This is a genomic window from Corallococcus sp. Z5C101001 (genome assembly GCF_007352635.1).
In the GTDB taxonomy this organism is placed as follows: domain Bacteria; phylum Myxococcota; class Myxococcia; order Myxococcales; family Myxococcaceae; genus Corallococcus; species Corallococcus silvisoli.
The window spans coordinates 1,152,185-1,167,735 of record NZ_VKLU01000005.1; the positions used below are offsets into that span (position 1 = coordinate 1,152,185).

The following is a 15,551-nucleotide window of genomic DNA, read 5'->3' on the forward strand; positions in this document are numbered from 1 at the left end:
TCCCGGGACAGGTGCGTCAGGTGCCCGTGCGCCCGGGAGGCGTCCAGGCGGGCGGGCGTCGTACGTGCGCCACGTCGATGCCGTCCAGCAGCATGGCCAACTGCGTGGCGTCCAGCGTCACCGCCTGCGCGCCCGCGTCCACCGGCGGTAGCCGGAATCTCCCCGCCTCCAGCCGCTTGTAGAGAAGCACGAAGCCGCCCCGGCTCCACGTCAGCACCTTGATGCGGTCCCCTTTGCGCGAGACGAAGGCGAAGAGGTGCCCCGAGTAGACGTCCTCGCCCCAGGCCGTGCGCACCAGCGCCATCAGCCCGTCAATCGACTTGCGCATGTCCACCGGCTCCACCGCCAGCACCACGCGCACCGACGCAGGCAGGGCGAACACGGCTTAGCGCCCCAGCGCCGCGACGAGCCGGGCCACGTATGCCACGTCCGTGCCCACGGCGAAGCGCACCCGCGCTCCGCCCTCGGCCACCACCTCCAGCAGGGACTCCGTCGCCGCGGGACTCGCCGCCACCTGCACCGGCAAGAGTCTCACCGGCTCGGCTCGTGTCGTCGCGGCACGTCGTGCCCGGTACACCCACGACTGCAACGTGCTCAGCCGCACGCCTCGCTGCGCGGAGAACGCCTTCTGCGTCAGCCCGCTCGCCTCGAAAGCTTCCGCGACGTGCGCCCACTCCGGCTTCTCCACTGGCTTCGACATGCACCCCAGGGTCCACCGCGCCGACGCCTCACTCAACGCCTCTCAGCACGTCGTTGGCCGGACGGATACCGGTGATGATGCTCGAGGGGATGAAGTCCCGAAACGCACGTGCCTCCGTGGGTGCGGACAAGGGCTACGACACGAGGGACTTCGTCGCGGATTGCCGGCGCATGGGCGTGACGCCGCACATTGCCCAGACGACGGACCCGCGACATCGCTCGGCCATCGACCGGCGAACGACGAGGCCCGTCGGCTACGCCACCAGCCAGCGGATACGGAAGCGAATCGAAGAAGTCTGGGGCTGGATGAAGACGGTGGGCGGCTTCCGAAAGACGCGTTTCAAAGGCAGGGAGCGGACGGAGTTGGCGGCCTACCTGGTGGGCGCCGCGTACAACCTGGTGCGGATGGCGCGGCTGGCTGCCGCATAGCCACTCGCGCCCGCCGCCTCCCCCTCCAAGATATGGTTGAGATTGAAGTCAACGAGAAGCCCGGCCTCGTGCCAGCAAACCAGGCTTCTTCAACAGCCCGCTAGACCGCACGGACACTCAACCACTCAAACGACCGCACCGACACTGACACACGGCATCAATCAAAAAGCCCCTCATAAATAGGCCCAACCCGATACTTTCCGGACACCAGCACCTCGCCCCTACGAGCAAGACGTTTCGTGTCCTTCCCCATCAAGGTCGCAACCTCTGGAGCACAAGCAACCAAGATCCCATACGCCACCGCAAACACTCCACCCATCAAACTCTTCGAAGTCTCCTTCCCCTCCGAGTCCAATTCCCTCACAAGCACCAAGATGAACACCCCAAGCAAAACTGGGTCGACCATCACCTCGTCGGCAACCACATCGCCAATTCCACTCTGAGTCTCCACTGCCTTCTCCAAGGCTCGCACCTGAGAAACGAATAGCCGAGCTATCCTAGGCGACGGATCCCACACCACATTATCTTGCCACTGAAATAGCACTCCCACACTCACCTCCATCGAACCTTGATTTCAACATCTGGGTGTTGCATCCGAAGAGCATCCAGCGCAGCTTCAACGGCACCCCTGAACTCAGGCGTAACATCAGGATTTGTGAAATCCAATCCCAAGGGAGCATTTTCATATCCCGGCAAAAACTGCCTTGCCTTGATGTATTTTGCTATTTTCCCCTTCGACCCCAAAATATGCTTGGCCGCCCAGATGGCAGGATCTGGCACCATATTGTCACCTGCATCCTTCAGCTCCCAAAGGACCCCTTTCTCAATGCGATCGATATCAGTGATTCTATTTCCGGTAGCAGGATCGTACACATTATGTTCCGTCGCCCCATCAAAAGGTGTTGAATTTTGATTCTTAGGTCGAGTCTTCCCCTGTTTTTCAGCAACACCTGCCTTCTCCCCACGACTGTCGCTCTTGTGATCCGAATCACCCCCTTGCGCCATAACATAGGGAAGCATTGCCGATGGCGGTCTAAAGGCAATTCCAGGTCCAGCCATAGCAGTGGACTCAGCAGCATGACCTCCGCTGAAAGCAAAGTCCATGGGAGGTGCCGAGGGCTTTGACGGCAGGACTGACCGCAGCTCAAGAACCTGCACTGCGACTTGGGCCGGCTTATGAACCATCTGATAGGACTGCCGAATTTCCGGGGCGAGGTTCTCTCCCTCCGCATTAGGGTGTAAGGCACCGATTACAGCCATTGAAGCACCAATGCCAGCACGCAAATGCTCGTCTTTCAAAACCCACAGACGAAACGCAACTGCTGCTTCGCTTTGCGAACGATAATAAACTGCAGCATTTTGAATAAACTTACATGACCGGTAATTCTCCCGATACTCAGCCGTGGAATCACTCCACTCACTATCATGCAAAAGCAAGTCATCCACGAACCCAGCACCACAGGCGCCCACGGTATCTGACACAGCATCACGACCATCGGGGTCTGTATATCTCAGCGGATTCCCTGCAGCATAGAGCCACGAATTCAGCTCATTGGGCGTAGCCAGATATGACACACTCCCAATAGAGTCCTCGGAGAGGAAACGACCTATTCCCGTATCGAGCCACCGCTGCTGGGCGTATGTAAGCCCTGATTCAGCGTCCCAGGCGTGGCCGGTGTACCCGGGGCTCCCCTGAGTGGATGTGGGGGCCGTGCCGTTGCGGTAGGCGCCCCAGGCGTCGTACCGGTGCTGGGTGCCCGCTCCTGTCGCAGCGTAGCGCCCCACCGCACTGCCCAATCCATCGTGGGCAATGCGCTCGGCGCCCACAGCCACCGTCATGCCTCCGCCCTGCGTGTAAAGCAGCGCTGGCTGCCCCGCCAGACGCTCCTCCACCAACGCGCCTCCAGCCCACTGGTACGTCGACGTCTGCGCCCCTGTCGTCCGGGCCACCCGCAGCCCATCCCAGCCGTACTGGTATTGCGTCGTGACGCTGCCGCCCTCCCCCGCCACTTCGGACGCCACCGTCACCTTCGTCAGCCGTCCCGCCGCGTCCCAGCCATAGTCCTTGCGAGCCCCGCCCCGTTGCTCCGACTTCACCCGTCCTACCGGGTCCGTCACGTACGTCGCCAGCCGCTGCTGCGCCGGGTTCGGCTCCAACTCGTTGAAGAGTCCTTCCAGTCCACCCCTCGCGTCCAGCCCATAGCGCCAGTGCCGCTGCGCCACCGCCGTGCTGAATGCGTCCGGCGTCAACCCTCCCGAATACCCGGCCGCCGTCTCCTTCTCCTCCAGCCGCGTCCCATCCACCGCAAGTCGGTACAGCACCGCCCGCCCATCCTCGTACTTCACCCCCGTCAGCCGGTCTGCCCCGTCGTACCCGTACTCCGTCCGCTTCAGCATCCCTCCCGGAGCATCCCGGTAGTCCTCCGTCATCCGGTTGCCACGGGCGTCGTACGTGTATTCGAAGAGGCTCTTCAGCCCCACCGCCGTGGCCAGCGTGTCGCAAGCCGCATCCGCGCTCGCGTTGAGCACCGCCTTCAGCCGACCGCGCCCCTCGTAGCAGCGGCGCTCCACCAGGCCGCCGCCCTTCACCGACAGCAGCCTCCCGCCTCCGGCCTCCCACTCGAAGTCCGTCGTCCCCGCAGGGCCAATCGTCGAACTCAGCCGCTCCAGCGAGTCATACCCATACGTCACCACTCCCGCCGGAGACGTCACAGTCAGGCGTTGCCCACTGGGCCGGTACGTGTAATCCACCGCATCCGTGCCGCGTGCCTGTCGCGTCAGCAACCGCCGCGCGTCATACGTGTAGACATTCGCCAGGGTCTGCGTTCCTCGCGTCTCCTCCACTCGCCACGGCTGGTCCGCCGCCGTGTACGCCAGCGCCACCGCCGTCAACTCCGTATTCGGTGCGCTCGCAGCCCCGGGCTGGTACGCCACCCGCGACGGACGCCCACGGCCGTCCATCAGCGTCACCACCGTGTCGTGGTTCGCATCCACCTGCGTGGACACGCCCCCACTCCACGTCGTCAGCCACGTCGACGTCCCTCGCGTCCGCTGCACCTGACGCCCCAGGGCGTCATAGGAGAAGGTCTGCGCTGGCGTCGGACTGCCCGTCGGAGGCTTCACCTCCGTCAGCCGCAACAGCCCGTCGTACCCATATACAAAGGCACCCACCGCGGGATGCTGCGCCCCCAGCAACTCGCCTCGCGCCCCTCGCGAGTACGTCCACATCTGACTCTCACCGGGACTCTCCGCCCCGTACGTCACCGTCTCCAGCGTCCCGTTCGCGTCGTACGTATAAGTCGTCGCATCCCACGCGCTGGCCTTCCCGTAGCGCGCCAACAACTTCAGGCCTCGCGGACTGTACTCATAGTGCGTCTGTCTTCCATCCGGATGCGTCTGGTCCGTCACGCGCCCCGCGGCGTCATAGCTGTACTGCGTCGTCTCGCCGCCGTAGGACTCCGTCTTCAAAAGGCCATTCACATACGCGTACGTCGTCGCTGGCATCCCTGCCTTCTGCTGCTTCGCCAGTACGCCCGCGGCGTCGTAATCCCAGACGTCCGCATACCCTCCCTGCTTCAGCCACACCACGTTGCCCAGCGAGTCCACTTCCGCCTGCGCACTGCGCGTGTCGCTCTGGACCCCTGCGGTGTCCACGGTCGTCGTCGTCGAGGTGCGCTTCACCCACGCTGTCGTCGTCTCATACCGGTACGACGCGCCCCCCGACGCCCACGTCTCCTTCTGCTCCAACACCCGACCACGGTCGTCCCGCGAGTCATACGTCGTGCCCGCCGTCCACCCCGTCCCCTCCGTCACCACCCGTGACTTCTCCCACGGCCCCTCCCACGCCACCGTCACATCCCGGCGGGCCGTTCCACCCGCCACGCTTTCCTTCACCAGGCGGTCGCGCGCGTTGTGGCGCCGCGTCGTCACGATGGAGCCGCCAGCTCCCAGGACCGCCGTCTCCATCGTCTCGTGGGTGTCCGGGAGATAGGCATACGTCCACTCCATTTTCGGCGTCGTTCCATAGGCCGCCACCGTGCGCACCGCCGGCCTCCCCAACCCGTCGTACGTCTGCGTGCTCTCGTAGCCAGGGTGAGGACCGAGCTCCTTCTCCACCCGGCCCACGTTGTCCCGCACGTATGTCTTGGTGAAGTTCTCCGGGTCCTTCACCCGCAGCAGTTGTCCCGCCGCGTCGTAGGTGCTGAGCGTCACCGCCCCCGTCGGAGACACGTGCCGGTACACGTCTCCCCGCTCCGTATAGCGGTACGTGTCCACCGCCGCGTGGCCGTCCACATCGCGCCGTGTCTCCAGCACCCGGCCCGCCGTATCCATCAACTGCGTCTGCGTCTCCGTGCGCGGGCCGCTGCCCGTGTCGATGGTGCGCGTCAACGTCACCAGCCGCGCGGGGTCGTCATACGTCCGCGTCTCCACCAGCGACAGCGAGCGGCCATTCGACGTCTGCACGGTGCGCGTCGTGCGCGTCAGCCGCCCCAGCACGTCCGAGTACTCCATCTCCTCCACGAGCCCCAGCTCCGCGTCCTCGACCCGCGTCACCCGGCCTGCCGCGTCGTAGAGACGCTCCTCATGGACCGCGCCGTCCACCCGCTCGCTGTCTGTCTTCCTCGGACGCCCCATCGCATCCAGTCGCGTCAACGCCAGCGCGTGGTTTCCCGTGGCTCCCTGCACCCGGCGCACCACGTTGCCCTGCGCATCCAGCGTCACCGACTCCGTGTCGCCGTCCCCCCAATCCCACGACACCGCTCGGCCCGCTTCGTCGTAGGCCACCTTCGTCTCTCGCTTCAGCGCATCCGTGATGACCGTGGGATGCCCCTCCGCGTCCAGCGTGTACTGCATCTCCGTGACGCCATTGACCGTGACACGAACCAACCGGCCCGCGCTGTCATGGACGTTGACCCGCACGTCGCCCTTCGCATCCGTCGTGCTCTTCAGCTGACCATTCTCATACGCATACGAGGTCGTCACGATGCGCGCGGGGTCCCCCACACGCATGGACTCACTCATCAACTGCCCGTCCTCGTACGTCATCGTCCGCAGGTGCGCGGACGTCGTGCCGCCCGCCTCCGCATCCGCCTGTGCCAGCGTCTCCGTCACCGTCAGGACCGGCTTGCCCTCCGGCGACTGCGTCTCCGCGTACGCGTATGTCCACTGCTCCGGTGGCGTCCCGGACCGCTCCAGCGTCAGCACCCGCCCCAGCCCGTCGTACGTCCATGCTTCGTAGACGCCTGTCTCCAGCTCCTCGGAGCGCAGCACCCGGCCGTACGCGTCGTACGTCACCATCCGCGACAGGATGCCCAACCCCGTGGCCCCCTCCAGCGACGTCACCGTCTTGCGCGCCTGGCCCAGGCCGTTGAAGTCGTCATTGCGCACCGTGCGGCCCTGCGCGTCCGTGAAGCGCTTGAGCAGACCGTCCGCGTCGTACTCCGGCGCCTGGAACACCGCCTTCGTGCCCTCGGCGTTGGACAGCGTCAGCTCCGTCAAGTCTCCCGTCGCGTTGCGGGGGCTCGTGATGCTCGCCGACCCCAGCCCCACCTTCACCGTCGACGTCGTCGGCAGGCCGAAGCGTGCATCCAGCTCGAAGTGCACGAGCTTCCGGTCCACCCCCAGGCCCGCCACCGGCAGGCTGTTGTCCGGCCCCTTCGTCAACACGGCGTCCGTCAATTGCAGACTCGCGTCGGACATCATGTTCATCACGCGCCCGGTGGGCGACTCCGAACGGTCCACCACCACCTTCTGCCCCTTCGTGTCGCTCGGCCACTGCTGCTTCGTCTGCCCCGCGGGCGTCTGACTCGTGGACACGTTGTTGGACGTGTTGAGCTGCAGGTCCACCTGTACGTTGTCAGGCCGCGTGACGGAGCGCTTGCCACCCGTGCCGTACGCCATCGTCAGCTTCCCGCCCGCCATCCCCGTCTCCACCACCTCCGACACCACCTCGCGCGTCGACACATGCGGGTGCGGCGCCCGCGGCGACTGCCGCAGGTACCTGGCGGACCACTGCACAGGCCCCACCGCATCCTCCGTGGCGCCATGGATGAGCCGCGCCACCGACAGCTCGTTGAGCGCCGCCCAGCGCGCCGTCGCCCCCAGCGACTGGGGCACGGGCTCGTATTCGTAGCTGTAGATGAGGAACGGGCTCCCCGGCCTCCGCGCCGCCCGCGTGAGGTTGCCAACCCCGTCACGCGTGAACGTCGCCGTGTACGTACCTCCCATGCCTCCAGCCAGCGTCACGGTCTTCAGCCACTGGAAGCCCTGGCTGCGCACCATCAACCGCAACAGCGGAGAGACGCCGGGCGCCTGCAGGTCCACCGGCTCGTAGCCGAAGGCCAGCTGCACTTCCCCCGACTCTCCCCGCCGCGTCGCCGTCGACACCAGGTCCGACGACGGCAGATATGCGAGCGTCGTCCAGCCCTTGCCATCGGCGCGCCTGTGCGCATCACCGAAGCGCGTGAGCAGCCAGCGGCGCTTGCCCTCGTCCCAGGGGCCCATGGCCCTCCGGTTGAACTCGAAGCGCTCGCCCCGAGGCGTCGTCAGGACGACGGTGTCGCCCTCGGACGCCGCCACCGGCGCATCCACCGTCAGCGTGAAACCGTGCGTGTTGTCCGTCGTGCACGCGCTCGCGTTGCCCCGCGACGCGGGCTCCGACGACGGTGGCGTCACGCAGCCTGGGAAGCCGTAGGCCTGCCCGTTGACGACCACCACGTACCGGCCAAAGCGCTCCTCGCGGACGAAGCCCTCGAAGTTGTGACGCCAGCCCAGGCCCAGCGGTGCGAGCTCGTTGTCCTGGTTGTTGTACGTGCGCGAGAACCCAAAGGCCCCGTTGAGGAACGGCACGGAGAAGTCCTCGTGGGAGAACGACAGGTGCCCGTCCGACGCGCTCACGCCAGACACCGAGGCCTGCCCCACGGCCCGCGCGTTCGCGGCGTTGTAGGAGCCCTCGGGCTTGCCCAGCGCCGTTACCGTCCGTTCGCCAGCAGCGAGGCTCGCCGCGGACTCCAACACCAGGTACACCGGCCGCGCACCCAGTGGACTACCCGGCATGCTCGCCAGGTCGGACGGCAGCGCCAGTTGGAAGCGCCTCGCCCCCGACGCCGAGGCCTGCGGCGACAGCTGCAGCTGCTCGCGTACGCGGCCGCGCTCCGTCTCATCCACGTTGAACGACCCGTCCACCGCGCGTGACAGCAGCGCCTCCTTGAGGAGGTTGCCCATGGACTGCTCACAGCCAGGGGTGCTGCACAGCTTCAGCACTCCCGCGCTGAACTGCTCCGGCTCCACGAAGAAGTTGCTCATCGCCGGGCGGCCCACCGGACGGCCGATGGCCGCCGTGCCATCCGCGGCGTCCGGCTCCACGGCCGCCTCCGCCAGGTACTCCGTCGACGCCGCCAGCACGTCCTTGCGTGACGCGAGCCCGAAGAGATTGAAGCGGTAGAGGACGTTCTCCGCGTTCCCGCTCAGGTACAGCTCCAGGTACAGGATGTCGCTCGCGCTGAGCACCTCCGCCAGGTACTCGCCCCCGCAGTTGGCCACGAGGGTGTGGGCCACTGCGTCCACCTTCAACGGGCAGTCGATACCGAACGCGTCACTGCCCAGGCGCACCCGGTAGTCGCCACTCAGCGTGCCCGCGCGACCCGGGTCCTCCGGCTCCATCAGGTGGGCCAGGAAGTCATACGCCAGGTCGCGCTCCGCCGCGGCCGGCTCCGCCACCTGGGACAGGTCACGCGACGAACCGTCTCCCTTCGCTTCCACGCTCGTCGGCTTCAACCCGAGGATGCGGAACTCGTGCTCGCGCGCCATGTCGTACTGCTCGGACAGCGCACCCTTCGTGTCGTAGCGCTTGAAGACGTTCTTCAGGACCAGGGCCTGCGCCGGCAGCCCCGGCGGGTTCGTTCCCCGCGGGCTCGGCTCCTCGAAGTGCGGCGGTCTCGCCACGTCCTCGGCGGGGCTCACCCAACCGTCGCCGTTTTGGTCGCGCTCCAGCAACCGGCTGCCCACGATGTGCAGGTAGTAGTTCGCGCTCAGCAGGCTGTTGACGGTCTCCGTCTTTCCATCCGCGTTGAGCCTCCTCAGCGCCGCCTCCACGTGCACCGAGTGCTGCCCCGGCGCCACGGGGAAGGTCGTCACCGCGGGCTGCTCCACCGCGCTGCCCGTCACCCGGACGATCTGCCCGGCCAGCGGAGGCACCCCCGGCGGCACGTCGCTCAGCTCCTGGTCATCCTGGAGGCACGAAGCCAACTGGAGGGCCGACGCGGTCGCCGGCAGCTCCGAACAGAACACCTCCAGCGGCACGCCCGCGTCCGCGTCGTCGTCCGTCAGCAGGCCCGGCGCGCACGCGCCGCCGTCCGCATGGAGCCCACGCACGCAGGTGCCCCCGTCCGAGCCCCCATCCGGAGCGCCCGCTCCCGGGCCCGCCGCCAGTCGACGCTCCCGACGGACGCGCCAATGGGTCACCACCTGCACGTAGTCGTCGCGCGTCGTCCCGGCGCCGCCCGTGCGGATGAGGTGCTTCTTCGCCGCCTGCGGCACCCCGTCGTCCTGTGCGCGCCGCTGCACCCGCACGTCGATCTCCGGCGGATACAGGTCCACATCCCCGGGGATACCCAGCTCCTGCTGCGTGCAGTGGGAGATGGCGAAGGTCTGCGAGCCCTCCTGAATCTGGAGGGGACCGTTCGCGTCCGCCGGACACTTGCCGTCCACCCGGGCGTTGCGGTTGATGGCCGGCACCGTCACCGTCGCCATGCCTGAATAGCCCGTGGCGTGGTTGACGGCGAACACCACCAGCCGGTCTCCCTCCGACAACCGGAGGAAGCCGCTGTTGCTGTCAGTGCACTCGTTCTTCAGGAACAGGCGCTCCTCCGCCGTCCTGGCGCCCTCCACCGACAACTGCTCGCACCGCGTGCGCGTCGCCCGCGAGACGGAGTTCGTCGGCCCCAGCCGCAGCCGCGAGTACTGGCCCTGCGGCACTTCCGGCGGGTTCGCCGGATCCGGACACGCCTGGACCGACGGACGCGTCACCGCGTAGCGCGCCAACGGATGATCCAGGTCCCCTTCACGGAAGAAGTGCACCTCCGTCGTGGCGACGTCGGCCTCGGAGATGCGCAGCACCTCGCCTGTTTGAGGATCCCGCTGGGTCGGTGCCGCGCCCGCGCACACCGCCGGGATCCGCTGCCCATCCTTGTGCTTGAAGGTGATTCCGCCGTGCAGCAGCCGCACATCCACCAGCACGTCCGCCCGCGTCGCGCCCCCTGGGTACAGCCAGAACATGGGCGAGCAGACGGGGAACGAACCGCCCACGCTGTCGAAGCGCGTGTTGCCCTCCGCGTCCAGCCGCGCCACGAACCGGGGCCCCAGCGGGATGTCCGCGCAGGCGATGCTCTGCGTGTTGGGCGCGGGAACCTGCACGAGCGTGCTGTACTTGCCCGCCTCGCCCGTCTGCGCCGCGGTGTCGTTCACGCTGGTGATGTCCACGCGCACGCCCTGGAAGCGCGCGGCGCCGTGCAGCGGGTCCGCTTCGCCTTCGGAGCTCACCTCCGAGCGCCGCAGGAGCAGCGTCGCTCGCTTGGGGATGCCCACTCCGCCATCGACAGGGAGCGGCGTCAACGTCGCCTTCAGCTCGATGGCGCGCGTGTCGAACCGCGTGGCCCCCGTCAGGACGAGCGTCGTCGTCCCGGGCGCCAATGTCACCGCCGTGGCCAGCGTCGCTTCACTGGACTGCTGGACCGTCCACGTCGCGCCCGAGCCCGGCGCGAGTGGCGTGCCGTCCGGGGAAACACCCGAGAGGCTCGCGGTGACCATTTCGCCGCCCGGGTCCGCGAGGGCCGCGTTGGCGTCATACCGCGCGACGAAGCCGATGCCCTGCGTGTACGGCAGGTCCACCTCCACCGTCTGTCCGAGCGAAGCCTCCGCGGGCGCCGTCAATTCCAGGCGCGTCTCGTCCTCCGCGGGCGCGCGCACCACGCCCCACGCGTGGGCCGTCCCCCCAGGGAAGGAGTCCATCGCGCTCAGACCCAGCGGCACGAGGCCCAGCAGCCCCTGGGCATGGGCCTGCGCCAGGATCAAGCCGGCCACTTCCTGCCAGAGCGAGCGCTGCTTCGGCGGGGACGTCCGCAGGCCCAGCCCGCCGTCCGTCGCCCCACCGCCGCCCGTCGTTCCCCCGCCTGACTGGGCCAGCGCGGCCTCCACCTTCAGCTGCTGGGCGGGGGTGATCTCCATGTAGCCGAAGAACTCGAACGAGGACGAAGCCACCGGCCCGTCCGACACCACCGACTTGCGGTCCGTGCTCACGTGGGCGAAGCCGACGCGCTTGAGCGCCAGGCGCCGCTCATCGAACGCGATGAGCACCACCATGCGTCCGGCCGGCAGCTGCGTGTCCTCGGGGAGCGGGAGCGTCAGCGTCACCGGCTTGAGGAACTGCACGCGCTCGGGCCCCAGCTGCCACAGCGCCGCCAGCGATGCCCGGTCCTCCATGGGGACCGGACGGCCATGGGGCGGCAGCTCCGTCACCGTGAGGGTGCCCTCCGCCGAGCCATCCGCGAAGGTCAGGCCCCCCTCGGGCACGTCGAAGCGCAGCGCGCCATGCACGCCGTTGAACGTCAACGCCCCTCCGACCACGCCGTTCACCGGCTGCGCCGAGGCGCCCTCCACCGGGAAGAGCATCAGGGGCCGGTCCTGCGTCTCCTGCTCGGCCGACACGAAGAGCGGGCGACGAACCGTGGGCAACGACCGGCCATCCGAAGTGGCGCCTCCCTCGTAGCGCACCACCACCTGCTGACCGCCGCGAACGCCCATCAGCGCCCAGTTGCCATCCGGCCCCGTGCGCGTCGACTGGCCTGCCTGCCCCACCACCTCCACGCGCACGCCGGACAGCGGGAACTGGCGTTCGTCCAGCACCACGCCGCGCACCACCGTCAACGGACGGCGGACGGTGAACTCGCTGGCGAACGCCGTGGACTGATCCGGCCCCGTCGCCGCCTGCGCATCCTTGACGCTGACATAGATGCGCTCCCCAGCCGGGAGTGCCTCGCGCGCGACGAACGTCACCGTCTGCCCGCCGGGCGCCACCGAGTAGCCCCCCTGGAGCTTCTCGCCCCGCGCCCGCACCTCGAAGTGGCTGGCCACGGTGGCCGCGTCCACCGGCTTGTTGAAGGACACGCTCACGAGCGCGTCCGTCTCCACTCCCGTGGCCCCTGGCGCCGGAGCCACGCCGGACACCGCCAGCGGCTCATGCTCCACGTCGCGGTAGCGCACCCCGACGCTCGCCCGGCTGGACATGCCGTTGGCGTCCGTCGCCACCACTTCGATGGTGTTCGGGCCCAGGGCCAGCGCCACCTTCAGCGCGTAAACCCCTGGAGACACGAGCGTGGCCGGGAGCGAACCGATGGCCACCGTCACGGGCGCCGTCCCACCGCTCACCTGGACGCGTACGTCGATCTGATCCGAGTCCGCTTCGGTCCCATCCGCTGGCGTGAGCACGGTCACCTGCGGCGGCACGCTGGCGATGTTCAGCACCTGGTTGAGCACGCGACGGTTTCCAGCGAGGTCCTCCGCCACGATTTCAATGGTGTTCGCCCCCACCTGGAGCGGCACCGGCACCGCGAAGCTGCCAGCCACCAGGGTCACGGGCACGCCCGCCACCGTCACACGTGACAGGTGCGCATCACCCGCGGTCCCCTTCAGCAGGTACGGGCTCTGCGTCACCGTCGCGGGGTTCGTCGCAGGGGCCGTGATGTCGAGCCAGGGCCGCGTCCGATCCACGGACACCTCGCGCACCGCCGAGGCCACCCGCCCCCGCGCGTCCGTCACCTCGACCGTCAAGGTCTGGGGCCCTTCCAGAAGCCCGACGGAGGCGCTGAAGTACCGCGCCGCCACCGTCGCGGCGAAGCCATTGACCGTCACCTGGAGCGGCAGCTCACCACCCTCGACCTGGCCCGTCACCGCGAAGCGGGAGCCCCCCAACACCGCGCCCTCGTCGGGCGCCGTCACCACCAGCCTCGGAGCAGGCTGCGGCTCCGGAGCGCCCGCATCCAGTTCGAACGGAGGCCCCGCGTCAGCGCCCGTGGAACCACCGTCCTGCGGGCCCTGCGCCCCGCCATCCTGCGAGGGCTGCGTGCCCGCATCCTGACCGGGAGGCACGCCCGCGTCGCCGCCCCTGGGCATCCGGAGGAGCTGAAGCGTCCTTTGAACGCTCGCCCCGCCCCTGTCCGTCACCCGGATGACGACGGTCCGCGCTCCGACCTCGACCGCGAGGACATGGGCGAAGGTCCCGTCGGCGTGGACGACCACCGGGCTCCCATCCACCGTCACCACCGGCGTGTCGGTGGGGTCGGGAACAGAGGCTTCACCGCGAACCGTGACGCTGCTCTCCGTGAAGACGTAGCCGTCTGGCGGGTCCGTCACGATGAGCGTGGGCAGTGCCGTGGCGCGCGTCACCGTGCGCGAAAGAGACGTGACGTTGCCCGCGGCGTCCGTCGCGATGAGGGTCAGCGTGTTGACGCCCGCCGCGAGCGCGGCCTGCGTGGAGAAGGCCCCCTGAGCGTCGGGGGTCACCGGAATGCCAGCCACCGTCAGCGTCACGGGGGTCGCGTCCGCCACCGTCCCCGAGACCGTCACCTCGGCGGTGCTCACGACCGCGTTGTCCACCGGGGTATCCACCGCCAGGACCGGAGGAGACGTGTCGCGGTGGAGCTGCACCGGGAGCGTCCCCGTGCTTCCCAGGTTGTCGTACGCCACCACCTGAAAGACGTTGCTGCCCTCCGTCAGCGACACGGTGGTACGCCAGTTCCCATCCTCTCCATGGACGAAGGAGGTCTCCCCCACCTTCACATCCCCCACGGTCTCGTCGTCCGCCACATGGACGACCAGCTCCACGGAGGTTTGATTCGTCACCGTGCCGTTGGTGGGGGACACCAGTGTCAGCACCGGAGGTGGATTGATGGTGAAGCGGATCAGTTGGACGTTGTAGTTGTACGCGGCGTCACGGGCCACGATGTACAGCGTGTGGGGACCGAGGGCGGTCACCACCATGCCGTTGCTGAATTCACCAGAGTCCAGGCTGACGATGAACGCCTCGATATAGGGACTGGTGACCTCCACCGTGATGGTCACCGGACCGGGATACATCTGCTGATCCGCGACGCCCGTGACCACCACGGTGGGGGGCTCGGTGCGAATGGCGAAGTGGATCCGCTTCAGCGCGACGCGCCCCTGGGCATCCTCCGCCCTGACAAGCAGGTCGTAGTCGTCCTGAAGCGAAACCGGGTCCCCGCTCTGGAGAGGCAGACCATTCAAGATGGCGGTGGTGACGACAGGCGCCGCTCCTCCAGTCGCGCTGAAGACAGGGGTCACCGGTCCCCTGGTGACGAGCCCCTCGGAGACACCGCTGATCTCGAGCACCGGGGACTCGCTGTCCAGCACGACCGGCCGGCACTCGCGGCGGGTGTTGCCACAGCTGTCATGGATGGTGGTGGTGACAGCGTTGATGCCTTCGGTGAGGGCCATCTCGAACTGGAAGCCGTCATGCCCCACGAGCCCCGCGGTCTGTCCGTTGACCGTGACATCCTTCGTATCGATGCCAAACCGGCCGGAGAAGTGGGCGGGCGATGACGTGAAATACGCGCCCGGCTCCGGCTCGTACAGCATCAGGGAGGGGGGAATCGCGTCCGCGTCGAACACGGCCACCCGGGCGCTGCCGCCGCTGCTTCCCTGCACCTCCAGCCTCAGGGTGTTGTTGGCCTGAAGCGGGACGGCCGCGGCGAACGTCCGCCGTTCGGCCACGGGAACATTCGCGAGCAGATCCACGCCATTGAGCAGCACCTGAGCCGTGGTGTCCTCGCCCACCAGGTCCACCATCACGATGCCGAGCGTCTCCGAGCTCTTCCAGTCGAAGGAATCCTCCTTCAGGGGATCGCTGACCACCTGCGCCACGAGATTCGACAGGACGCACGGCAGGTTGGTCAGCGCCGCGACCGAGGCCCGGACCTCTCCGCTTCCAGTGGCTGACACCGTCAGGAGGCTGGGCGCGCCCAGCACCACCCGGCGCACCGCGAGGGGCGTGCCGGGAGCAAGCGTCAGCACCGCCTCGCCATCCAAGGTGACCTGCGCGGTCTGCACGCCATTCAGGCCCTGACCGTCGCCGTTCTGGACCACGAGCAGGGCCTGCTCCCCCGCCGCGCCGGGAATCTGCGCGCTGCCCTGGGTGCCGCCCGAGACCACCAGGGTGCCGCCGCGCCACGACGTATTCGTCGACACCGGCTCCACCGACGAACACGCCTGGGCGAGCGCCGGAGTGAGCGGCGCCCGGGACACGAACACAGGCGCCGCTGGCGCCACCGGTGCGTCCTGCTTCTTGCTGCAACCCGCCACCACCGTCAGCGCCAGGGCTCCCCAAAGCCACGCGCGTCGCATCCCCCTGC

At 68.0% G+C, this 15,551-nt stretch carries 4 protein-coding genes and 1 pseudogene; 1 reads left to right on the forward strand and 4 read right to left on the reverse strand.

Annotated features, from left to right (window positions below):
* Window positions 1–16: 16 nt before the first annotated feature.
* Window positions 17–382, reverse strand: coding sequence for an IS66 family insertion sequence element accessory protein TnpB (gene tnpB / locus FOF48_RS15085; protein ID WP_143902060.1), 366 nt, complete (start codon window positions 380–382; stop codon window positions 17–19).
* Between the two features lie 3 nt (window positions 383–385).
* A complete protein-coding gene (locus FOF48_RS15090; protein WP_143902062.1) occupies window positions 386–700 on the reverse strand; it encodes an IS66 family insertion sequence element accessory protein TnpB in 315 nt (104 codons plus the stop codon).
* 77 nt (window positions 701–777) lie between these two features.
* Between FOF48_RS15090 and FOF48_RS15095 the strand changes: the two are divergent.
* Window positions 778–1,128, forward strand: a pseudogene (locus tag FOF48_RS15095) (transposase); the annotation flags it as partial.
* 157 nt (window positions 1,129–1,285) lie between these two features.
* On the opposite strand, the gene FOF48_RS15100 reads toward FOF48_RS15095, so the two are convergent.
* The gene (locus FOF48_RS15100) at window positions 1,286–1,690 is read right to left on the reverse strand and encodes a DUF6086 family protein (RefSeq protein WP_221938235.1); all 405 of its coding nucleotides are present in this window, start codon (window positions 1,688–1,690) and stop codon (window positions 1,286–1,288) included.
* Entirely contained in the window at window positions 1,681–15,543 is a 13,863-nt protein-coding gene (locus FOF48_RS15105; RefSeq protein WP_143902066.1) for an RHS repeat-associated core domain-containing protein, read from the reverse strand. Before FOF48_RS15105 ends, FOF48_RS15100 begins: the two co-directional genes overlap by 10 nt.
* Window positions 15,544–15,551: the final 8 nt, after the last annotated feature.

What these genes read in the sequence shown, in the direction of transcription:
- FOF48_RS15090 (WP_143902062.1), bottom strand. Translation starts at nt 700, where the DNA reads ATGTCGAAGCCAGTGGAGAAGCCGGAGTGGGCGCACGTCGCGGAAGCT.
- FOF48_RS15100 (WP_221938235.1), bottom strand. Translation starts at nt 1,690, where the DNA reads ATGGAGGTGAGTGTGGGAGTGCTATTTCAGTGGCAAGATAATGTGGTG.
- FOF48_RS15105 (WP_143902066.1), bottom strand. Translation starts at nt 15,543, where the DNA reads ATGCGACGCGCGTGGCTTTGGGGAGCCCTGGCGCTGACGGTGGTGGCG.